This window comes from Nonomuraea sp. B5E05 (assembly GCF_039880665.1).
Lineage (GTDB): Bacteria > Actinomycetota > Actinomycetes > Streptosporangiales > Streptosporangiaceae > Nonomuraea.
The window spans coordinates 320,688-341,498 of record NZ_JBDPMJ010000002.1 but is presented as its reverse complement, the minus strand read 5'-3'; the positions used below and the strand labels follow the sequence as shown (position 1 = coordinate 341,498).

Sequence of the window (20,811 nt, the reverse complement as noted above, 5' to 3'; positions counted from 1 at the left end):
TGATCGGAGCGGGGGTGTCAGATGGCTGCTTGGTAGGCGCTGGCGCGCATGCCCGCCAATAAACCCGCCGTCTGCTCCAGGGTGTAGCGGCGCACGGGGTCATGGTGGAGCAGCCCTTCGATCAGCGGGCGCATCACGCCCGCCCGCCGCGGCGGCGGATAGGGCCCGCTGCGGGCCATGCCGAGCACGGTCGCCGCGTCCTGACCCGGATAGGGAGGCTGGCCCTCGACGGCGCTGTAGAGGGTGGCGCCGAAGGACCACATGTCGGCCTCCTTGCTGGCCGGCCCGCCGTGCAGCCGCTCGGGCGCCATGAAGGCGGGCGTGCCGCGCAGACGCCGCGACGTCGTCATGCGGATGTCGCCCTCGGCGGTCGCTATGCCGAAGTCGGTCAGCACCACCCGGTCACCGGTCAGCATGACGTTGGCCGGCTTCACGTCGCGGTGCAGCACGCCGGCCTGGTGGGCGGTGCGCAGCGCGGCGAGCAGGTGCTGGCCGATGGCCGCCACCGACTGCGCGGGCAGTGTGCCCACCTGGGAGAGCAACTGGTGCAACGAGAGCCCGTCGAGATATTCCATCACGATCCAGAGCTTGCCGCCCTCCTCGATCAGGTCGTGCACCGTGACGATGTTGGGGTGCGTCAGCCCGGCAGCCATCCTGGCCTCACGCAGCACCCGGCGGCGCACCATCTCGGCCTCGCCGGCCAAGGTCAACTCCTTAAGCGCCACCGTACGGTGGAGGAGCTGATCGAACGCGCGCCAGACGACGCCCATACCCCCACGACCGGCCTCCTCGTTCAGGAGGTACCGTCCGCCGATCTCCCGCATACCATCCCCTCAAGCTCGGGGATAATCATGTCACCTCAACACAGGCCTTAGGGTGCCTAACGTGATCTGGATATGTCGGAATGTGCGGGTGTGCTGGTCAACGGCCTAGAAATTCGCTCCGACACAGCGCGCCACACCACCCCGACCGCTGCCAGGCATACGCAGGCGGCGCCCACCAGGCCCCACAGGACGGCGGTCGGGTAGAGCGCTGCTCCCGCTGGGCGCGGGCGAGGAGAGTGCCTGACACGTGCGCACGTGGAGGGCGCACGACCCGGGCTCGCACTCGGGCGCCGCCGTCCCCAAGGCGGGACGGCGGCGCCCGCGCGCCGGTCAGGCGAGAAGGCGGAGCGCGCGCTCGGCCACGCCCTCGGGCGCCGTCTTCGGCGAGCCGCTCGTGAAGGGCGGCTGCGGATCATACTCGATCACCAGCTGCACGCTCTGCGCGGTCGCCTCGTCCGTGGCCTGCGCCAGCAGCGTCAGCGCCATGTCGATGCCCGCGGACACCCCGGCCGCGGTCACGATCTTGCCTTCCGTGACCACACGCTCGCTGACCGGCTGGGCGCCGACCTGCTTGAGGAAGTCGAGCAGGGCCCAGTGCGTGGTCGCCTTCAGCCCCTCCAGCAGCCCCGCCGCGCCCAGGAGGAGCGAGCCGCTGCACACCGAGGTCGTCCACATGGTGTGCTCGTGCGCCTGCCGGATCCAGCCGGTCAGCGCGGTGTCGCCCATGACGTCCAGGGTGCCGAGGCCGCCAGGGACGACGATCACGTCGGGCCTGGGCATGTCGGCGTAGGAGGCCGTGGCGGCCAGCGTGAGCGTGCCCTGGTCGTCGGTGACGGGGCCGGGCTCCTCCGCGACGAACGTGACCGTCCAGCCCGGCGCGAAGGCCATCACGGTGTACGGCCCGACCGCGTCCAGTGCGGTGAAACGGGGATAGAGCGGGATGGCCACCTGCATGGTCAACTCTCCTTCGACTGGAACCGGCGACGGTGGTCGCCGGGTGAGATCCGCCAGTGGCGGCGGAAGACGCGGTAGAGCGTCTCCGGCGTCCCGAGCCCTGACTCCCTCGCCACCGTGGCCAGCGGGTGACCGGTGACCTCCAGGAGCCGCCTGGCGGCGTCGGCTCGGCTGCGCTCGACGTACCGGCCGGGTGACAGGCCCGTCTGCTCGGTGAAGACGCGGGAGAAGTGGCGCTCGCTCATGCCGGCGAGCGCGGCGAGCGCGGCCACGCTGAGGTCGGCCGCGGGGTTGGCGTCGATGTGGGCCTGCAGTTCCCTGATCGGCTCGCTGCGCGGCGTCATGGCCCGCATCGGCGTGCTGAACTGGCTCTGCCCGCCCGGCCGGTGCAGGTAGACCACGAGCCCGCGGGCGACGTCGCGGGCCAGCTCGTGGCCGTGGTCCCTGGCCACCAGCGCCAGCGCGAGGTCCACGCCGGACAGGACGCCCGCGGACGTCCAGACGTGGCCGTCCTCGATGTAGAGCGGATCGGGGTCCACCTCGACGCACGCGTAGCGGGCCGCGAGCTCGTCCGCGGCCAGCCAGTGCGTGGTGGCCCGCCGCTGGTCCAGCAGCCCGGCCTCGGCCAGCACGAACGCGCCGTTGCAGACGGAGGCGACCCGCCGGGCGGAGCCGGCCAGCCGGGCGACCTGCGCGACCAGTTCGCCGTCCGCGATCTGCTGCGGCACGGACCACCCGCCCGCCACCAGCAGCGTGTCGACCGGCCCCTCGACCTCGCCGAGCGGCGCGGCCATGACGGTGACGCCGTTTCCCGCCGGCACGGAGCCACCGCCCACGGCCGCCACCTCGACCCGGTAGCCGCCGCGCGCGATCAGGGCCGCCGTCGCGAACACGTCGGCGGGCCCGGCCATGTCGAGCAGTTGGAAGCCCGGAAAGACGACCACCAGGATGCGTCGCTGCATGCTTTCATGCTGGTCGCGCGGCACGGTGGCGTCAACGACACATCCATTGCAGATCACGCCATCCGTCCGGCCCCCCGCACGACGAACGCCCCCGGCACACGCGGTGGCCGGGGGCGTTCGGAGGACGATCAGCCCATGTGCGGATAGCGGTGGTCGGTCGGCGGGACGAAGGTCTCCTTGATCGTGCGGACGTTCGCCCAGCGGATCAGGTTGAAGATCGAGCCCGCCTTGTCGTTGGTGCCCGAGGCGCGCGCGCCGCCGAACGGCTGCTGGCCGACGACGGAGCCCGTCGGCTTGTCGTTGACGTAGAAGTTGCCCGCCGCGAAGCGCAGCCGGTCGCTGGCCGCCTTGATGGCGTAGCGGTCCTGGGCGATGACCGCCCCGGTCAGCGCGTACGGGGCGATGCCCTCCATCTGGTCGAGCACCGCGTCGAAGTCGCCGTCGTCGTAGACGTGCACGCCGAGAATCGGCCCGAAGTACTCCTTGACGAAGATCTCGTCCGCCGGGTCGGCGCACTCCATGATGGTCGGCTTCACGAAATAGCCGACGGAGTCGTCGTACGAGCCGGTCAGCACGTCGATGGTCGAGGACGCCCTGGCCCGGTCGATGGCCTCCTTGTGCTTGGCGAAGGCCCGCCCGTCGATGACCGCGCCCATGAACGTCGACAGGTCGCTCGCCACGTCGCCCACGCTCAGCGACTCGGTCACGGAGACGAAGTCGTCGCGCATGCGGTTCCAGACCGAGCGCGGCACGTACGCCCGCGAGGCGGCCGAGCATTTCTGCCCCTGGTATTCGAACGCGCCCCTGATCAGCGCCGTCGAGACCACGTCGGGGTCGGCCGACGGGTGGGCGAGCACGAAGTCCTTGCCGCCGGTCTCGCCGACGATGCGCGGATAGCCGTGGTAGGAAGCGATGTTGGCCCCGATCGTGCGCCACAGGTGCTGGAACGTGCCGGTCGAGCCGGTGAAGTGGATGCCCGCCAGCGCAGGGTGGGCGAGCGCCACCTCCGAGACGGCCTGGCCGTTGCCGGTGACGAGGTTGATGACGCCGGGCGGGAGCCCCGCGGCCTCCAGCAGCCGCATCGTGTAGTGCGCCGCGAGCTGCTGGGTGGGCGACGGCTTCCAGACGACGACGTTGCCCATCAGGGCCGCCGACGTCGGCAGGTTCCCGGCGATGGCGGTGAAGTTGAACGGCGTGATCGCCAGCACGAACCCTTCGAGCGGGCGGTACTCCATCCTGTTCCACACGCCGGGCGACGAGTTCGGCTGCTGGGCGTAGAGCTGCCGCGCGTAGGACACGTTGAACCGCAGGAAGTCGATCAGCTCGCAGGCGGCGTCGATCTCCGCCTGGTGCACCGACTTCGACTGGCCCAGGATGGTCGCCCCGTTGATCGTGGCCCGCCACGGCCCCGCCAGCAGGTCGGCGGCCTTCAGGAAGATCGCGGCCCGCTCGTCGAACGGCAGCGCCTGCCAGGCGGGCGCCGCCCGCAGCGCGCTGTCGACGGCGTCCTGCACGTCCTGAGCCGTAGCGTCGTTGGTACGGCCCAGGACGTGGGCGTGGTTGTGCGGCTGCACCACGTCGATGGGAGCGCCGCCGCCGAGGCGCTGCTCGCCTCCGATGGTCATGGTCAGGTCGATCTGCGACCCGGCCAGCTCCTTGATGCGGTCCTCCAGCGTGGTCCGCTCGGCGCTGCCGGGCGCGTAGCCGTACACCCGCTCGTTGGCGGGGACGGGGACGTTGCTGATGGCATCCATTTACTTACCCCCAAGGGCACGAAGGAAGAAGGCGACGTTGGCCGGGCGCTCCGCGAGACGGCGCATGAAGTAGCCGTACCAGTCGTCGCCGTAGGGCACGTACACGCGGACCGTGTGGCCGGCCCCCGCCAGGGCCTCCTGCAGGTCTGTCCTGATTCCGTAGAGCATCTGGAACTCGTGGTCGCCGATCGTCCGCCCGAACCGGTCGGCGAGCAGCTCCGTGATCGCGATCATGCGATCGTCGTGCGTCGCCACCATGGGGTAACCCTTCCCCGCCATGAGGATGCGCAGGCATCGTACGTACGCTTTGTCCACGGCGGTCCGGCCCTGGTGGGCGACCGAGGCGGGCTCGCGGTAGGCGCCCTTGACCAGGCGCACCCGGGAACCCTCCGAGGACAGGTCGCGGCAGTCCTGCTCGCTGCGGAACAGGTAGGCCTGGATCGCCACGCCCGTCGACGGATGGTCCTCGCGCAGCTTGCGCAGGACGGCCAGGGTGGAGTCGACGGTGGTGTGGTCCTCCATGTCGAGCGTGACGGCCGAGCCGGTGACCGCGGCGGCGGCGCAGATCTCGCGGGCGTGCTCCAGCGCCATGGTCTCGTCGAACCGCTGCCCGAGTGCCGACAACTTCACCGACACCTCGCCCCTCGCGCCGAGCTCCAGCGGCCTGATCGCGCGGAGCAGGGTGAGGTAGGCGTCCGTGGTGGCGGCCGCGGCCCGCGCGTCGCGCGTCTCCTCGCCGAGATGGTCGACGGTCACGGCGAGCCCGGTGTCGCGCAGCCGTTCGACCGTGTCGCGAGCCTCCTCGACACCCTCTCCGGCGACGAACCTCCCGACCACTCTCCTGGTGAGCGGGAAGCCCGACACGGCGCGGCGGACGGCACCGCTCCTGGAGGCGGTGAGCAGCAGTTGACGGAGCATGCGTTCAGTCTAAAAACCCAGCTCAGCGGGGGCCATCGACGCGCGTAACGCCGGATGTGGCAGGCTGTCATACACATGCACAAATCGGCAGACCTGCAAGAGATCGTCGACGAGATCGCCGCCCGGCTGGGGGCGTCGGCGACGCTGGAGGACCGCTCGTTCCGGCTGCTGGCCTACGGCGCGCAGCACGGCGCCATCGACACGGTCCGCCAGGAGTCCATCCTGCGCAGGCGCGCGACGGGCGAGGTGCGCGACTACTTCGAGCGCTACGGCATCGCCGGGGCCGATGGCCCGGTCCGGATCCCCGCGGACGCCGAGCTGCAGGTCCTGGCGAGGGTCTGCTGGCCGCTGCGCCACCGCGGCGTCACCTACGGCTACCTGTGGCTGCTCGACTCGGGCGAGCTGGGCGACGCGACCCTGCACGCCGTCGCGCCGCTCGTCGCCAGGGCGGCCGCCGTGCTCGCCCAGGAGGCCAGGAGCCGGCAGGACGTCGGGCGCGGGCTGCTCGGCCTGTTCTCGCCCGATCCCGAGGAGCGCGCCGAGGCCGCCATCGAGGTTCCCGGGCCGGTCGCGGCCGTCGCCGTACGCGAGTCGCACGAGCGCGTGGCCGCCCTCTGGACGTTGCCGCGCGGCGTGCTCGCCCGCGCCGGCTCACCCGTCGCCCTCCTCGCCCCCGCGCACCTCGCGGGCGAGGTCGCGCAGACCCTCCAGAGCGCGTACGGCACCGCGGCCGGCGTCGGCGGACCACGGAACGACCCGGGCGAGGCCTGGCTGAGCTGGCGCGAGGCCCGCCACGCCCTGCGCATCGCCGAGCACTTCCCCCGCCACGCGCCGGTCGCCCGGTGGGAGGACCTCGGCGTGCACCGCCTGCTGGCCCGGCTCGGCCCGTCCGACCTGCGCGAGCTGGCGGCCGAGACCGCGGCCCTCGACGGGGAGCTGGCCCACACGGTGGAGGCCTATCTCGACCGCGGCGGCCACGCCCAGAAGACCGCCGCCGAGCTCGGCATCCACCGCCAGACGCTCTACTACCGACTGGGCAAGGCCGAGCGCCTCACCCACAGGGATCTGTCGGACGGCGACGACCGCCTGGCCGTGCACCTCGGTCTCAAGGCCGCCAGGCTGAGCGGTCAGGACGCCCGGTAGACCTTCACCCAGTCGACGTACATCGACACGGTGCGGGGCGTGGAGGAGTCGCGGCAGCGGGGCTCGCACACCACGTCGTTCTGCAGCGCCAGGCCCATGCGGCGGCCGTTGGGCACGTGCGCGCCGCGGTAGTCCCAGTACTTCTCGCCGTCCAGCCAGACCGTCAGCCTGCCCGGCAGCCAGTCGACCGCCACCGTGTGCCACTTGGTGAAGTCGGCCTTCAGCGTCTTGCGCGCCCGGCTGTGCCCGTCGTGCACGAAGATGCCGCCGCCCTGCCGCTTCGGGTCGACGATCTCGGCGAAGTCGACCTCGGCGTAGCCGTCGCCCTCACCCTGCCGCGTCGGCCACAGCAGCGCCACCGGCGTGTACCCGGCGCCCGCCTCGGCCTTGAACCTGACCTCCCACCGGCCGTACTCCTGCGCGAGCCGGGTGGCCACGCCGCCCGACAGGTCCTTGCCGCCGTACCTGCCGCCCTTGAGGCGCAGCACGCCGTTCGAGATGGACGCGGCCTTGCCGGTGCGGGGGTTCCGCTCGGCCTGGGGGGAGTGGTAGATCATCCACTTCTTGGTGTTGATCGACGAGCCGTTGAAGTTCTCCACGAGGACCGGGTCGCCCCAGCGCGTCGTCTGTGCCTGCGCGGTCTGGGGGAGGGCGGCGACGCATGCGAGCGCCGCGGCCGCCAAGATCGGACTGCGTTGGGACATGCGCTCCATCGAAGCAAAGATTTCGCTCTGATAACACCCCATCCGTCACATCAGTCAGTTTCGTCACACAACGCTCCCGACATGGTGCCGGCAGGCGGCTTGCGCCGCCTGCCGGAGTGATGGGGGTGTGTCAGGCGCAGGCCGCCTCGTAGACGCGTACCAGCTCCTGGCTGACCCGCTCCCAGGAGTAGCGCGAGCGCGCCCGGTCGGCCCCCGCGTAGCCGAGCGCGGTCCGCAACGTCGGGTCCCACAGCAGCTCGCGTGCCAGGCGCGCGGTGCGCGCCGGCTGGTCGGGCGGCACCAGCAGGCCGGTGACGCCGTCGACGATGGAGTCCAGGTGGGCGCCGACGGCCGAGGCGATCACCGGCACGCCACAGGCCATCGCCTCCAGGGCGACGATCCCCGTGACGGCCTCCCGCGGCACCGACACCACGGCGTCCGCGCTGCGCATCAGCTTCGGTACGGAGGTCCGCTTCACCTGACCGAGGAGCGTGACCCGGTCGGCCACGCCGAGCTGCTCGGCCAGGTCCCGCAGGCGCTGCGCGTCCTGGTCGTTCTCCAGCTCCTCGGGGTCGGGGCCGCCGGCGATGACCAGCTCCACGTCGCCGAGACCCTGCAGCGCCCGCACGATGGTGTGCGCGCCGCGTTCGGTCGAGAGAGGGCCGACGTGCAGGAGCCGCTTGCGCGAGCCCTTCGTGGCGACCGCGCCGCGACGCTGGAAACGTTCGGTGTCGATCCCGTAGGGGACGATGGCGATGTTGTGGCGGGGGACCCCGAGCCGGATCAGCGCCGACTCCTCGTCACCCGAGCCGGCGATGACCGCGTTGGCCCGGCGGCCCAGCGCCCGCTCCAGCTTCTGGTGGGCGATGTCGACCGTGTGGAACGTCTGCGTGACCGGCACGTCAAGCCCCTTGGCGCCCGCCACGGCGGCCAGGCCGCTGGTCCACGAGTGGGCATGGATGATGTCGGGCCTGTCCTGGCGCCAGCGCTTCTTCAGGTGGGCGCCGACGTCGTTGAGGTAGGGAACGACGTCGTCAGCGGAAAGATCACAGGCAGGGCCCACGTCGATGTGCTCCAGGGTGACTCCCGGGGCCACCCGCGTCCTGGGCTTGCCCTCGGCGTCGTCACGGCGGGAGTAGATCGTGACGTGGTGTTCGCGCCCCAGCTCACGTGCGACCGACATGATGCGGTGGCGCTGGTTTCCGTTGGACGAAGCGACGATCGCGATATTCATGGCACACCCCAGCGTGGAAAAGCTTCAAAGGTGTGCCTGCGTCTTAGGCACGTCGTTCTGCATCGACCATACCCAGGTTCGGCGCAAACGCAAACCCCTACAGATCAGACACCTCGGAGCGCGAACACCACGATTTCATCCCACACCTGGCCCTCCGAGAACGCGTGCCGGTCCGCCTCCACCGCCTTGACCACGGTGGACGGCGACTGGCCCGCGCACCGGCCGAGCACGTCGGCCAGCCGCTCGTCGCCGTACGGCTCGCCCCCGGCGTTCCTGGAGGAGACCAGGCCCTCCGAATAGAGCACCAGCGTCTCGCCAGGGGGGACCGTCAGCGTCTCGACCTGCGTCTCCGCCTCGGCCGCGATGCCCAGCGGCACCCCGCCGCCCGCGACGAAGCGCACGGTGCCGTCGTTGCGCACCCGCGCCGCCGGATGGTGCCCCGCCGACGACAGCCGGATCGTACGGCCCTGCACGAACCCCGCCACGGCCATCACGAACAGGCCGGAACCCTGGGCGACCAGGGCCTCGTTGACCTTCCGCATCACCAGGTCGGGGTCGGACTCCCAGACGCTCAGCACCCGCAGGCCGCCCCGCACCATAGCGGTGACCGACGCGGCCTCCTCGCCCTTGCCCGCCGCGCCGCCGAACGCGAACCCCCACCCGCCGGCGACCGGGAACACGTCGTAGAACTCCGCGCCCACCGACGACCCCGGGTGGTAGACGGCCGCCGCCTCGTAGCCGGGGATGTCGGGCAGGTTGCGCGGCGCGACGCTCGCCGACAGCGCGTCGGCCGCCCGCGCGCGGCTCTGGAAACTGCTCTGCGCGCGCACCGCCAGGCCCAGCTGCAGCCCCACCTCCTGCATGACGGCCAGGTCGGCCAGCGCGAACGGCTGCCTGTCGTGCGTGCGTACGAGCGTCAGCACGCCGTCGGCGCCCCCGATCGGGACGCTCAGCAGCGAGCTCGCGCCCATCGCCGTCAGCACCGGTCCGTCGGCGCAGAAACCGAGCAACGTCTCGTCCTCGACCATCTCGTGCACCACGCCGGAGCCCCGGTCGAGAACCTGCAGCACCACCTGGCTGGTCGCCGGGTCGGCGGACTCCACCTGGCGGACGAGCTCACCGAGAGGCTGGTCCTTCGGCGCCATCACGGCCGAACGATGCGGCACCCCGTCGCGCACCACGTCGGCGATCACCCAGTCGGCCCACTCGGCCGCCAGCAGCCGCGTCGCCCGCGGCAGCGCGACCGGACGCCGCAGCGCCTCCTCGTCGAGCAGCAACGTGGCCATCTTGACCAGCAGGTCCTGCCGCTTGGCCGCCGCCAGCAGCAGCGCTCCGTCGGACTGCTCGGGCCTGCGCGCGCCCGGCTCGGGCAACTGCACCTCGATCGGCAGCGCGATCGCCGCCACCATCTGCTGCGGCTCGCCCGGCATGGTCAGCCTGATCATCGCCAGCTGCACGGTGTGCGTGCGCCCCTGGTGCGCCAGCCGGGTCTCGAACGCCGACGGCTGCCCGGTCTGCAGCGCCGACGTCAGGTGCGACCGGAACGCCGCCCGCCGCGACACGTCCACCAGCAGCGGGAACGACCGGCCCACCAGGTAGCCGTCGGGGCTGCCCAGCATCCGTGAGGTCTCCGGGTTGATCCGCCGCACCACGCCGCCGCCGTCGAGCACGATGACGGGCACGGGGAAGGCCCTGAACACCTGGCGCAGCAACTTCAGCTCGCGCTGCGCGCCGCCGTCCTTCTTCGCCCCTCCCCGCTTCGGGGACTTGCGCAACTGCTCCCTGGCCTCGGCCAGCAGCTCGGTGGCGGTGTCGAGCTCCGCGAGCGCCGCGTCCAGCGTGGGCGCGAGGTCCGAGGGATAGGCGGCCCTCGCCGCACGCAGCGATGAGACGCGCCCGGCCAGCGCGTCCAGCGCGTGTTCGAAGTCCGGCGTGGTCATGGTCTGACGCTACGCCACGCGGGATAATGCTAGCCATAAGGGGTAGAGGCTTGTTGCTGTGACTCCTCCGCTCCCTGAAGGAAGCGGCTTCTCGCCCCGCTTGCGCGGGAGACGACGGCCAAGCCCTGACCGATGCCCGAAAGCACAAGCACCATCCTATCCGCAGGAGGCGACGGTGTCTGGGGTTCTGTCACCGAACGCCCGGGCCTTGGCGGCCCTCCCGCTTCCGATTCCCCCATCGCCTGAAGGCGACGGTCCCCTCAGGAGGCTCTGATGGAATCCACCGCGATGCTCACCCCCGGACTCGCTCGTGACCTGGCGGCATTGGGCCGCCTCGGTGAGGACACCTCGACAGAGAGCGTGCTGCGCGGCCTGACGACCGCGCTGACCGCAGGAGTGCCCGGCTGCTCCGGAGCCTCCGCCGAGCACTGGCGCGACCACCGGGTCCTGGTCTCCGGCTCGCACAGCGAGCTCATCATGCTGGTCGAAGGCGAGCACGAGCTGGGGGAGGGGCCGTCCACCGAGGCCAGGCAGAGCGGCGGGCGGGCCACCGTCGCCGACGTGCTCACCGAGACCCGCTGGCCGCGCTACGACGCGCTGGCCACCCGCTGGGGCGTGCGCTCGGTGCTGGCCGTCCCCATCGACGTGGCGCCCGCCGTGCTGGTCGTCGGCCTCTACTCGGTGCGCCCCGGCGCGTTCTCGCCGCAGGGCGCCCACTCGCTCTCCGACATGCTCACCGAGCAACTCGGGGTGGCCATGGCCAACCTCTCGGAATTCGACGAGGTGCGTACGGACGCCGCCCAGCTGCAGGAGGCCCTCGCCGGCCGGTCGGTGATCGACCAGGCCAAGGGCATCATCATGCAGACCAGCGGATGCACGGCCGAGGCCGCCTTCGAGGAACTGCGCAGGATCTCCCAGCACCACCAGGTCAAGGTGGCCGACCTGGCCAGGCTCCTGGTCGAGGAGCACCAGCGCAAGTCGAAGGGCTGAGCCTCACCCGATGGCGGCCAGGGCGTCGTCGAGCGTGTCGTAGATCGGCAGGCGCTGGGCCAGCCCTGTGATCCACATCACCTTCGACTTGGAGTATTCGACCCCGATCAGCGCGAACTTCGCGCTCGAGGCCAGACTCGTCTGCCAGTGGTGCACGATCAGGCCGAGCGCGCGCGAGTCCATGAACGTCACTCCGGCCAGATCGAGGATCAGGTCGGTGCCCGCCAACGACAGGTAGTCGGCGAACTGCTCGCGCGTCGTGGCGTCGAGCACGCCATCGACCCGCACCACGGTGACCGAATCGACGGTCGATGACGTCAGGCTCAGAGCCGCCGCGGGCCCGTCGCCGTTTTCCGGCATTGTCACGGAGCAACCCTACTGTCACCACGCCAGAGAGGAATACTTCTGGCGGCACGGGGGACACTTCTCGCGAGGTCCAGCAGAGGGCTTCCGTCTCGAGAGTTGAGCGAGGCGTGCCTCTGCCTGGGCTTTTTCGCTTGGGTGGAGGCCGCCTGCGAGCCATACGAGGAGCAGCCATGGCTGTGCAGGAGTACATCCTCGAGGAGATGAGCGCGGAAGAGCTCCTGGCCGAGATGGTCAGGGAAAGCACCTCCAGCAGCCACCGCGAGCGGCTGCGCGAGCGCATCGTCGAAATGCACCGTCCGCTCGCCATGGAGATCGCCAGGCGATACCGCTACCGGGGCGAACCACTGGAGGACCTTCTCCAAGCCGCATATGTTGGTCTGATGAAAGCCGTCAACGGCTTCGACCCCAGCCTCGGGCACGCGTTCAGGGGTTACGCGGTCGTGACCATGACCGGTGAGGTCAAACGGCACTTCCGCGACCGCACCTGGGCCATCCGGGTGCCGCGCCTCTACCAGGAACGCCGCTCCGAGCTCAACAGGCTCGTCGCCGATCTCAGCCAGGACCTCGGCAGGTCGCCCACCGTCGCCGAACTGGCGGCCAAGATGAACATCACCGAAGAGGACGTCCTGCTCACGCTCGACGCCTCCGCCGCCTACAGCACCCTGTCGCTCGACGCCCCGCTCGGCACCGACGACGACGCGGCCTCGCTCGGCGACGTCATCCCCGAGGACGACGACACGCTGAGCACCATGGTCGACAGGGAGGCCGTCAAGCCGCTCATCGACGCCCTGCCCTCCCGGGAGAAGCACATCCTGCTGCTGCGCTTCTTCGGCAACATGACGCAGGCCGAGATCGCCGCCGAGTTCGGGATCTCGCAGATGCACGTGTCACGCATCCTGCGCAAAGTACTCGATCAACTACGCGCCGAACTCGTCGGCTGAACAGGGGACGGTCGCCGGGTGAACGAGGACGTGGAGCCCCAGCCGGGCCACACGGGCCCGCCCCCCGGCGCGCCCGTGAAACGACTACGCTTCCGGCTGCCGGACCTGCCCCAGGTCCGGCAGTTCGCCGAAGAGGAGGCCCGCGAGGCCGGCATGGCGGAGGACGCCGTCGCCGACTTCGTCATCGCGATCAACGAGATCGCCACCAACGCCGTCACCCACGGCGGCGATCAGGCCCTCCTGCGCACCTGGGCGGCCGGCGGCGACCTGGTCGTCGAGGTTCACGACAAGGGCACCTGGAAACCCGGACCCCTGCCGGGGGCCGTGGGCGGCATGGGGCTCTGGGTGGCCCGCCTGCTCTCCGCGGAGCTGACCGTGCACGCCGGAGAAACCGGCAGCAGCGTCGTCATGCGCTTCCCCGGCAAGGGGTGACCCGGGGAAGGGCGACGCGCGACACCGCGCGCCGCCACATCACCCGGGCGGCGCGCGGACCGCGCGCCATCAGCGCCTGGCGCGGCCACGCCAGCTGCCGGAGCTGCGTACGCTCGCCGTGCCGATGCCCGCCTGGTGCAGAGCCAGCAGGGTCAGCCCCAGCAGGACGAACGTCATACCGGAGACTCCTCCGGGAATGTTCACGCCCAGCAGGTCGAGCAGTAAGCCCAGCCCGAAGACGATCGCCGCGACTATCGCGAGCATGTCAGATCACCTCATCCCGTGGCTGTGGCCCTGGTCGTGCGTCTGTCCGGGCGCCTGACCGGTGCCCTGGCCGGGGGCACCGGTCAGGGCGAGCAGGCGCTCCAGGACGTTCCGGTAGTCGCGCAGCGCCAGCCGCAGATGCTCGGTGTCCTGCGCACCGGTGTCCTTCCAGCCGTCCCGCAGGGCGTCCGTGCGGCTCGTGAGGCTGCTGGTGAACGACTCCACCACCTCGCCGAGCAGACCGTCGGCGCGCCGTACGGCCTCGCCGGGGTCGTCCACGAACGACGCCTGCAGATCGCGCCAGCGCGCCTGCACCTGAGTGGGGTCCTGGTCGAACAGGACGACGTCCTGGGGAGCCGCGTGCGCCGGGACCTCCTCGGGCGCGGCCTGGACGTCGACCGGGCCGGGCCCGGCCGGCATGTCGCCGCCGGTCCTCGCGTACGGGTCCCGGTGGGCGGCGTCGTCACCCGGCTCGGCCGAAGGGGCAGCGCCGGGAACGGCGGAGTCGTACGCGTCGGCGGAGCGCTCCAGCCCTTCGGGGCGGCCGTCGGAGCGCCCCGTGCTCTCGGGACGGCCGGCGACCGGCCCTCCGGCCTCCTCGCCGGGCCTGCGGTCCGCGACCGCCCGGTCGTCGTCACGGTCGTCGTCACGGTCGTCGCCGCGGACCCCGTCAGCGCGTTGCGACGGCACCTTCAGCTCATCGTGGCTGTTCCTCATCACCCTCACCGTCCTCGCGTGGTCTCGTGCAGCAGCTCCTCGAACAGCGCGCGGTAGTGGACCATGGCCTGCCGGAGCTCCTCCGTGGAGGCCTGCTTCTTGGCCGCCCGCCCGCTGATCTCGTGAGCCGCCCTGTAGTGATCGAGGGTCTCCCCATGCCCCACCGACAGGTCGGACAGCCGCTGCTCGAAGTCCTCCGTCGGATAACCCCGCTCCGCCATGACCGCGGTGACCAGCTGGTCCGCCTCGGTCACCGCGAAGCCCGGCGCGTCCACGAAGCGCTCCTGCACCTCGGTCCACCGGTTGGCGTACGTCTCTCGCGACTCCTGCGGCAGGGGACGGATGTCGAGCTCGGAATGCCGCTGCTCGCGGTCGAGCAGCTCCTGCTCGGCGTCGCGGCGGTTGTCATGGTCTGCGACTATGCGCTCGTACTCGGGGCCGAAACGCTCACGGAGATGATTACGGCGCTTCTGCTGCTGCACGACGTAGGCAACTGCGGCGAGCGCCACCACCGCGATGACGACGACGGCCACCCAGATGTAGGTGGTCATGATGTTCGCCTCCGGTCTCTTTGTCGAGACCAGCGACTTCCCGGTAGAGCCGTGCCGAAACTTTTGCCCTCAGTTGGCTTCGAGCGCCCTTCGCGCCGCGGCCAGCACCGTTGCGACATGTGAGCCCGCTGGTGAAGCGGGGACCTCGCTGAATCCCGCATCGGCGTCGTACCGCACGTCCAGCCCTTCGTCCACCAGCCGCTGCGCCCAGCGCAGCGCCGTGTTCAGCCGGTCGGACGCCGGCGGCTTCCCCTGAGCGGCCGCCGACAGATTACGCAGATTGGTGGCGGGCCCTGACTGGACGTGCGCGCGGGCCAGCTTCCACGGGACGGCGGCGCGGTGGTCGAGCATCGGCTTGGCCAGCCCGGCGGCCCGCTTGGCCTGCAACACCCCGGACGTGCTGACACCGAAGTGAGCGGCCAGCTCCTGCACGCTCCTCCCCTCGGCGACCAGCCTGGCCAGCTCATCCCGATCAATGGTCGGCTTACGCCCCACCGGCCCCCTCCGCTCCCGCTCTCCGTGTACGCGTGCACCTTCGATGTGCGCTAAGGTTATGACGTCCCGCCCCGCAGGGGGCGGCCGACACAACCGGGACGTAGCGCAGCTTGGTAGCGCACTTGACTGGGGGTCAAGGGGTCGCAGGTTCAAATCCTGTCGTCCCGACGGTAGGGCAAAGCCCGTCATCTGGAGAGTTCTCCAAGATGACGGGCTTTCGTCGTTCCCGGTCCGGTCACCGGTCACCGTCGATCCGCCGGAGTCGGGGATCTTCACGACCTACCAGGTTACAGGGAGGCGGTGCACTCCATAGATGCTCATGTCCGAGCGCATCGGCACCTCCTCGGGTGTTACCGCCAGGCGCAGGCCAGGCAGGCGCCGCAGCAGCGCAGGGTAGGCGATGCGCATCTCGGCGCGGGCGAGCTGCTGGCCGAGGCACTGGTGGATGCCGTGGCCGAAGGCGAGGTGCCCGCCGGCGGGCCGGGTGAGGTCGAGCCGTTCGCCGTCGGGGAAGCGGGAGGGGTCGCGGTTGGTGGCGGGCAGATGGATGGCGACGTTCTCGCCCGCCTCGATGGCGACGCCCTCGATCTCCGTGTCCTCCAGCGCGGTGCGTACCGGGCCGGGGTGGATGATCGTGAGGTGGCGCAACAGTTCCTCGACGCCGTTGTCCACGGCCGAGGGGTCGTCGCGCATGGCGGCGAGCTGGTCGGGGTTGGTGAGCAGCGCGTAGGTGCCCAGGCCCAGCATGTTGGCGGTCGTCTCGTGTCCGGCGGCCAGCAGCAGGACCCCGACCCCGGCGAGCTCCTCGTCGTTCAGCTCTCCGCTCTCGACGAGTCCGCTGAGCAGGTCGTCGGCCGGTTCCTTGCGCTTGTGCTGGATGAGTGCGCCCAGGTAGGCCCAGATCCGCCGCATCGCCGCCCGGGCGTCGTCGGCCTTGGTCTCGAGGTTGACCAGGACGTTGGAGTCCTCCTGGAACTGCGCACGATCTTCGTACGGCACCCCGAGCAGCTCACAGATCACCAGCGACGGAATCGGCAGCGCGAACGCCTGCACGAGGTCCATGGTGCCGCCGGCGGCCTCCATCTCGTCCAGGCAGGCGTTGGTGGTCTCCTCGATCCTGGGTTCGAGCAGCTTCATCCTGCGTACGGTGAAGTGCCCGGCCAGCAGCTTGCGGAAGCGCGTGTGCTCGGGGGCGTCCATGCGCAGGAAGAACCCGGGCGGGACCCGGAACTCCTTGACCAGCTCCATCCGGGCCGGGATCACCGGGTGCGCTCCCTCCGGCCGGTTGCTGAAGTGCGGGCTCGCCAGGACCGCGCGGGCAGCCGTGTGGCCGGTCACGAGCCAGCCTTGGTGGCCGTCGGCGAACGTCAGACGGTGTATCGCCCCCTGTTGCCGGAGTGATGTGACTTCGTCGGGCGGGTCGAGCGGGCGCTGGCGGACGGTGGGCAGGGTCAGTTCGGGCATGTTCTGGCTCCTTCCGAGCTCCATCGCCATAAAACAGCATTGAATGCAATTTTTTAACGCATGAAAAACATCAGCTCATGCACCATGGTGCTGCGATGGGTGGGACTGCAGGACGCGAGAAGCCTGCATGCGCCGAATGCTGATCGAGGCGATGCTGAAGCCAGATCGAGAGGCGAGCCGGCTGCCTGGGATCAGGTTCCATGCGTTCCAGGGCGTGACTCAGCCTTCGGGCACACGTACGGTCTAGAGCACCTTCCGGGCTCCCGGCAGGGCGCGCACCAGGTATGCCGTCGCCCAGCACAGCGGCAGTCCGATGGCGGTGAGCAGCGCGGCCTTCGCGATCGCGGGCGCCTCCACGCCGCTCAGGGCGTAGCCCAGGCCGACCAGGACGGCCGGGTGGATGACGTAGACGGTGAAGGCGTGCGCCGACAGGAACCGGCGCAGGCGGTCACGACGTGCAGCTGACCCTTGACCTTGACAGCGAGGTCCCGATCTATCAGCAGATCCGGGACCGGATCGTGGAGGGGATCGCCAGACGGCAGGCGGGCGAAGGTGATCCGTTACCTTCCACGCGGCAACTGGCCGCCGATTTCGGCATCAACTTCCACACCGTGAACAAGGCCTAGGCCTACGACCTCCTGCGACAGAGGGCGTCATCCGGATCAACCGCAAGAGCGGGGCGGTCGTACGGCGGGACGCCACGACCGGACCGCCCGAGGCGGCCTTCATCGACGACTGGGAGGAACGCGTGCGCGTGCTGCTGGCGGAGGCCACCGTTCAGGGCATGACCCGGCAGGAGGTGCTGCGCCGGTGCGAGGCGCTGCTGTTGGGTTTCGAGGAGCACACATGATCGTGATCCTCTGCACCGGCCTGGTCGTCATCGCGCTGGTCACGGCCCTGGTGCTGGTGCTTCCCGCGCTGGCCAGGCCCACCCTGCCGTTCGGAGTGCGCGTGAGCGCCGAGCGGGTGGACGATCCGGCCGTCATCGCCGCGCGTCGTTCCTACGCGCGCCTGACCGTGGCGGCGGGCGCGCTCGTCGCGGTGGTCACGATCCCGGTGCTGCTGGTCACGCGGTCCGCCGCCGGGATCGGCGTCACCACGTCGGTGCTGGCGGTCCTGGACGTGCTGGTGTTCCACCGCGCCCATCGCATGATCCGCACCGCCAAGCTCACCGGAGGGTGGGCTGCCGAGCGACGCCAGGGCGTCGCCGTGGACACCACCTTCCGTACCGACCCGGTCCGGGTGCCGTGGCCGTGGGCCCTTCCCGCCCTGGCCGTCGTCCTCCTCACCGCGGGCATCGGCTGGGCGCGTTACGGCACCCTGCCGGCCACGCTGCCACCGCTGTTCGGGTACGCCACCGAACCCGCGCGGCGTGAGCCCACGACCGTGCTGAGCGCGTTCCAGCCGGTGATCTTCCAGCTCGCCCTCATCCTGATCGTCGTCGCCGTGGTCCTGGTCGTGCTGCGCGCCCGTCCCGACCTCGATGCCGCCAGGCCCAAGGGCTCGGCCCGCCGCTACCGCGTCTACCTGCGCGGCATGGCGGTGATGTCGCTGCTGAGCGCGGCCTGCCTGAACCTCAGCCTGCTTCTCGGGGCGCTGCACCTGTGGGAGATCGTCCCTCCCACGATCGTCTGGCAGGTGACCGTCTATGCCCCCCTCGTCGTGCTGGTGGGCGGCTGGGTGACGTGGGAGATCAGGGTGGGCCAGGCCGGGCACCGGCTGCCCGCCCTGCCGGGCGAGGAGCAGGAGGACTCGGGGCTCGGCCAGCGCGACGACGACCACCACTGGTTCCTGGCCGGCGCCGTCTACGTCAACCGCCGCGATCCGGCCCTGCTCGTGCACGATCGTCTCGGCTCCTCATCGTGGACCCTCAACCTCGGCCATCCGATCGCCTGGCTCCTGCTCGGCGTCCTCGCCGTCGCCCTGATCGTGTTGGCGGGGCTGCTGCTGGCGGGTGTCGTGTGATCTGCCCGGAAGCACAGTTTCCGCCGAATCCTGCGAGGCGGGCCCGTCGCCCCCATCTGACGCGCCCTTCCGAGGTCACACGCGAGGAGCACCCGTCCGAGACGGCTCAGGGGAGGACACTCGCAGGGGTACGCGCGGCGTGATGCAGGCGGGCGGCGTCCTGGCTGGGGGGCATGCCGAACTGGCGGCGGTATTCCCGGCTGAACTGTGACGGGTTGTCATAGCCGACCCGGTGGCAGACTCCCGTGACGTCGTTCGGGTGGACGGCGAGCAGCAGCCGGGCCTCCTGCAGCCGGATCTGCTTCTGGAACTGGATGGGGCTCATCGCGGTCACCGCGTGGAAGTTGCGGTAGAAGGCCGAGACGCTCATGCCGGACAGCCTCGCCACGTCCTCGACCCGGAAGCGTTGCGCGTAGTGCTCGCGGATCCAGCGCACGGCACGGGAGATGTGGCTCAGACCGCTGTCGGCGAGGCCGAGCTGGCGGACCGTCGCACCCTGCTCGCCGGTGATCACGCGCCACAGGATCTCGCGCTTGATCAGCGGGGCCAGCACGGCCCGGTCGCGAGGCTCGTCGAGCAGGCGCAGCAGCCGGACCACCGCGTCGAGCAACTCGGCCGGAGCGTCGCTGACGGCGATCCCCGGCGACGCGCCGCCACCGGTGGGGGGAAGGTCGCCAGGCCCGGCCGCCAGCAGCAACTCGGCGACGGCGGACGGTTCCAGGGTGAGCCCGAAGCCCAGCGCCGGCTGCTCGGGGTTCGCCTGAAGGAACTGGCCGGTGATCGGCAGGTCGACCGACGCTACCAGGTACTGTCCGGCGCCGTACTCGAAGATCCGGTCGCCCAGCGCGAGGCGCTTGGCGCCCTGGGCGATGACCGCCAGCACCGTGCCGGACATCGAGAGCGCCGGCGGGTCAGAACGGTCGATCTTCGAGACGAGGACACCGTCGATGGCGGTGGTCCAGTCGGGCCGGGCATGCCGGGCCAGCTGATCGCGGAGTTCTTCGAGCCGCATGTGGCCATTGCAACACGATTCCGGGGCATGGTTCCCGTACGCGAGAGGATCGTGCAAGTACGGGCGAGGATCGTTCTAACGTTCTCGCAGGTCAAGCCGGTTGAATGGAATCACCTCATTCCACCACCGCCACGGACCGGGCACCGATCGGCTCGCCCGAGACCCCGCCCCCGCCGCATGGCGCCGCCTTGTTGTTCAGGCACGGACACGTACGCAGGAGGAACACACCATGAAGGTCGCCGTCATCACGGGCGCCAGCTCCGGCATCGGACAGAGCGCCGCCATCGAGATCGCCAAGCGCGGAACCGGGGTCATCCTGACCTACGGCACCAACGCGCGAGCAGGGCTGGATACGGCCGCCGCCATCGAGAAGGAGGGCGGCAGGGCCGTCGCGCTGCCGCTGGACCTCGGCGATGTCGGCACCTTCGCGGCCTTCCGCGACACGGTGGCCGGCGTGCTGCGCGACACCTGGCAGCGCGACACCTTCGACCACCTGGTGAACAACGCCGGTCACGCCGAAATGTCGTTGATCGAGGACACGACCGAGGAGACCTTCGACAGGCTCATGCGGGTCCTGCTCAAGGGGCCGTACTTCCTCACGCAGCGGCTGCTGCCCCTGATGGCGGACGGCGGGGCCATCGTCAACACGAGCAGCAGTTCGTCGGGTACGGCGGGCTTGGAGCCCGGCTACTCGGCCTACGCGTCGATGAAGGGCGGGCTTGACGTGCTGACCCGGTACATGGCCAAGGAATTCGCCACGAGAGGCATCCGCGTCAACGCCGTCTCACCCGGTCCGACCCGCACCCGGCTCGGCGGCGACGCCTTCACCCGGTTCCCCGAGGTCGTCTCGGCCCTCGCCGCGAAAACCGCGTTCGGCCGGGCCGGCGAACCCGACGACATCGGCGCGATGATCGCCGCACTGGTCTCCGACGAGAGCCGCTGGGTCACCGCTCAGAACATCGGGATCTCGGGCGGCTTCAACCTCTAGACGCCCCCGGCCGAGCGGTCCCTCGACCGCGCCCGGATCCACCGCGGGCAGGGACCTGAGGCGCTGGGGACGTCGCGGCGTGCGGGACCCGGCTGGGGTCCCGCACGCCGCGTTCGTCTCATGCGGGATCCAGGACGGATGCGGTCAGAGAAACAAGCTGCCAGTGGGCATGCCGTGACCTATCAAGATGGCC

Annotated in this window: 22 protein-coding genes and 1 tRNA gene; 8 read left to right on the top strand and 15 right to left on the bottom strand. The window is 70.6% G+C overall.

Annotated elements, in window-relative coordinates:
- Positions 1–17 precede the first annotated feature (17 nt).
- The 5 genes from ABGB01_RS04970 to ABGB01_RS04950 form a co-directional block, all read right to left on the bottom strand.
- A complete protein-coding gene (locus ABGB01_RS04970) occupies positions 18–824 on the bottom strand; it encodes a serine/threonine-protein kinase (protein WP_347642898.1) in 807 nt (268 codons plus the stop codon).
- A gap of 330 nt (positions 825–1,154) precedes the next feature.
- On the bottom strand, positions 1,155–1,778 hold the full coding sequence (locus ABGB01_RS04965) for a DJ-1/PfpI family protein (protein ID WP_347770734.1): 624 nt from the start codon (positions 1,776–1,778) through the stop codon (positions 1,155–1,157).
- A 2-nt stretch (positions 1,779–1,780) separates the two neighbouring features.
- Positions 1,781–2,740 carry a DJ-1/PfpI family protein gene (locus tag ABGB01_RS04960; RefSeq protein WP_347770732.1) on the bottom strand — a complete coding sequence of 320 codons (960 nt, stop codon included), beginning with the start codon at positions 2,738–2,740 and terminating at the stop codon, positions 1,781–1,783.
- Positions 2,741–2,868: 128 nt separating this feature from the next.
- Positions 2,869–4,494, bottom strand: a complete 1,626-nt coding sequence (gene pruA, locus ABGB01_RS04955) for an L-glutamate gamma-semialdehyde dehydrogenase (RefSeq protein ID WP_347770730.1) — start codon at positions 4,492–4,494, stop codon at positions 2,869–2,871.
- A complete protein-coding gene (locus ABGB01_RS04950; protein ID WP_347770728.1) occupies positions 4,495–5,412 on the bottom strand; it encodes a proline dehydrogenase family protein in 918 nt (305 codons plus the stop codon). It abuts the gene before it with no gap.
- Between the two features lie 75 nt (positions 5,413–5,487).
- Between ABGB01_RS04950 and ABGB01_RS04945 the strand changes: the two genes are divergently transcribed.
- Positions 5,488–6,555, top strand: coding sequence for a helix-turn-helix domain-containing protein (locus tag ABGB01_RS04945; RefSeq protein ID WP_347770726.1), 1,068 nt, complete (start codon positions 5,488–5,490; stop codon positions 6,553–6,555).
- Here the strand turns inward: ABGB01_RS04945 and ABGB01_RS04940 are convergent.
- The 3 genes from ABGB01_RS04940 to ABGB01_RS04930 all read right to left on the bottom strand — a co-directional run bounded on the left by ABGB01_RS04940 (position 6,540) and on the right by ABGB01_RS04930 (position 10,433).
- Positions 6,540–7,259: a glycoside hydrolase family 16 protein gene (locus ABGB01_RS04940; protein WP_347770724.1), complete on the bottom strand. Its 720-nt coding sequence runs from the start codon at positions 7,257–7,259 to the stop codon at positions 6,540–6,542. The two genes, ABGB01_RS04945 and ABGB01_RS04940, sit on opposite strands and share 16 nt — an antisense overlap.
- Before the next feature lie 130 nt (positions 7,260–7,389).
- Positions 7,390–8,493, bottom strand: coding sequence for a glycosyltransferase (locus ABGB01_RS04935; protein ID WP_347770722.1), 1,104 nt, complete (start codon positions 8,491–8,493; stop codon positions 7,390–7,392).
- 104 nt (positions 8,494–8,597) lie between these two features.
- Positions 8,598–10,433, bottom strand: a complete 1,836-nt coding sequence (locus tag ABGB01_RS04930; protein WP_347770720.1) for a SpoIIE family protein phosphatase — start codon at positions 10,431–10,433, stop codon at positions 8,598–8,600.
- Between the two features lie 273 nt (positions 10,434–10,706).
- Here ABGB01_RS04930 and ABGB01_RS04925 point away from each other — a divergent pair, with 273 nt between their 5' ends.
- Positions 10,707–11,423, top strand: coding sequence for a GAF and ANTAR domain-containing protein (locus ABGB01_RS04925; RefSeq protein ID WP_347621402.1), 717 nt, complete (start codon positions 10,707–10,709; stop codon positions 11,421–11,423).
- Positions 11,424–11,426: 3 nt separating this feature from the next.
- Here ABGB01_RS04925 and ABGB01_RS04920 read toward each other — a convergent pair whose 3' ends face one another.
- Positions 11,427–11,783 (bottom strand): STAS domain-containing protein, encoded by a 357-nt coding sequence (locus ABGB01_RS04920; protein WP_347771248.1) that lies wholly within the window; start codon positions 11,781–11,783, stop codon positions 11,427–11,429.
- A 176-nt stretch (positions 11,784–11,959) separates the two neighbouring features.
- Here ABGB01_RS04920 and ABGB01_RS04915 point away from each other — a divergent pair, with 176 nt between their 5' ends.
- Both ABGB01_RS04915 and ABGB01_RS04910 read left to right on the top strand, forming a co-directional pair.
- Positions 11,960–12,730 (top strand): SigB/SigF/SigG family RNA polymerase sigma factor, encoded by a 771-nt coding sequence (locus ABGB01_RS04915; RefSeq protein ID WP_132507965.1) that lies wholly within the window; start codon positions 11,960–11,962, stop codon positions 12,728–12,730.
- 18 nt (positions 12,731–12,748) lie between these two features.
- A complete protein-coding gene (locus ABGB01_RS04910) occupies positions 12,749–13,162 on the top strand; it encodes an ATP-binding protein (RefSeq protein ID WP_347770717.1) in 414 nt (137 codons plus the stop codon).
- Positions 13,163–13,231: 69 nt separating this feature from the next.
- Here the strand turns inward: ABGB01_RS04910 and ABGB01_RS04905 are convergent, their stop codons facing one another.
- The 4 genes from ABGB01_RS04905 to ABGB01_RS04890 all read right to left on the bottom strand — a co-directional run bounded on the left by ABGB01_RS04905 (position 13,232) and on the right by ABGB01_RS04890 (position 15,189).
- Positions 13,232–13,426 carry a hypothetical protein gene (locus tag ABGB01_RS04905; RefSeq protein ID WP_347770715.1) on the bottom strand — a complete coding sequence of 65 codons (195 nt, stop codon included), beginning with the start codon at positions 13,424–13,426 and terminating at the stop codon, positions 13,232–13,234.
- Positions 13,427–13,432: 6 nt separating this feature from the next.
- Positions 13,433–14,143 (bottom strand): hypothetical protein, encoded by a 711-nt coding sequence (locus ABGB01_RS04900; protein WP_347770713.1) that lies wholly within the window; start codon positions 14,141–14,143, stop codon positions 13,433–13,435.
- Positions 14,144–14,148: 5 nt separating this feature from the next.
- A complete protein-coding gene (locus ABGB01_RS04895) occupies positions 14,149–14,694 on the bottom strand; it encodes a hypothetical protein (RefSeq protein ID WP_347770711.1) in 546 nt (181 codons plus the stop codon).
- A gap of 69 nt (positions 14,695–14,763) precedes the next feature.
- Positions 14,764–15,189, bottom strand: a complete 426-nt coding sequence (locus tag ABGB01_RS04890; RefSeq protein WP_347770709.1) for a hypothetical protein — start codon at positions 15,187–15,189, stop codon at positions 14,764–14,766.
- Between the two features lie 94 nt (positions 15,190–15,283).
- Here ABGB01_RS04890 and ABGB01_RS04885 point away from each other — a divergent pair.
- Positions 15,284–15,357, top strand: a tRNA-Pro gene (locus ABGB01_RS04885).
- Between the two features lie 111 nt (positions 15,358–15,468).
- Here the strand turns inward: ABGB01_RS04885 and ABGB01_RS04880 are convergent.
- Positions 15,469–16,653 carry a cytochrome P450 gene (locus ABGB01_RS04880; RefSeq protein ID WP_347770707.1) on the bottom strand — a complete coding sequence of 395 codons (1,185 nt, stop codon included), beginning with the start codon at positions 16,651–16,653 and terminating at the stop codon, positions 15,469–15,471.
- 455 nt (positions 16,654–17,108) lie between these two features.
- On the opposite strand from ABGB01_RS04880, the gene ABGB01_RS04875 reads away from it, so the two are divergent.
- Both ABGB01_RS04875 and ABGB01_RS04870 read left to right on the top strand, forming a co-directional pair.
- On the top strand, positions 17,109–17,279 hold the full coding sequence (locus ABGB01_RS04875) for a GntR family transcriptional regulator (protein ID WP_347770705.1): 171 nt from the start codon (positions 17,109–17,111) through the stop codon (positions 17,277–17,279).
- A gap of 220 nt (positions 17,280–17,499) precedes the next feature.
- Entirely contained in the window at positions 17,500–18,618 is a 1,119-nt protein-coding gene (locus tag ABGB01_RS04870) for a hypothetical protein (protein WP_347770703.1), read from the top strand.
- 106 nt (positions 18,619–18,724) lie between these two features.
- Here ABGB01_RS04870 and ABGB01_RS04865 read toward each other — a convergent pair whose 3' ends face one another.
- Positions 18,725–19,630: an AraC family transcriptional regulator gene (locus tag ABGB01_RS04865; protein ID WP_347770701.1), complete on the bottom strand. Its 906-nt coding sequence runs from the start codon at positions 19,628–19,630 to the stop codon at positions 18,725–18,727.
- Positions 19,631–19,859: 229 nt separating this feature from the next.
- On the opposite strand from ABGB01_RS04865, the gene ABGB01_RS04860 reads away from it, so the two are divergent.
- Positions 19,860–20,618, top strand: coding sequence for an SDR family oxidoreductase (locus ABGB01_RS04860; RefSeq protein WP_347770699.1), 759 nt, complete (start codon positions 19,860–19,862; stop codon positions 20,616–20,618).
- Positions 20,619–20,811: the final 193 nt, after the last annotated feature.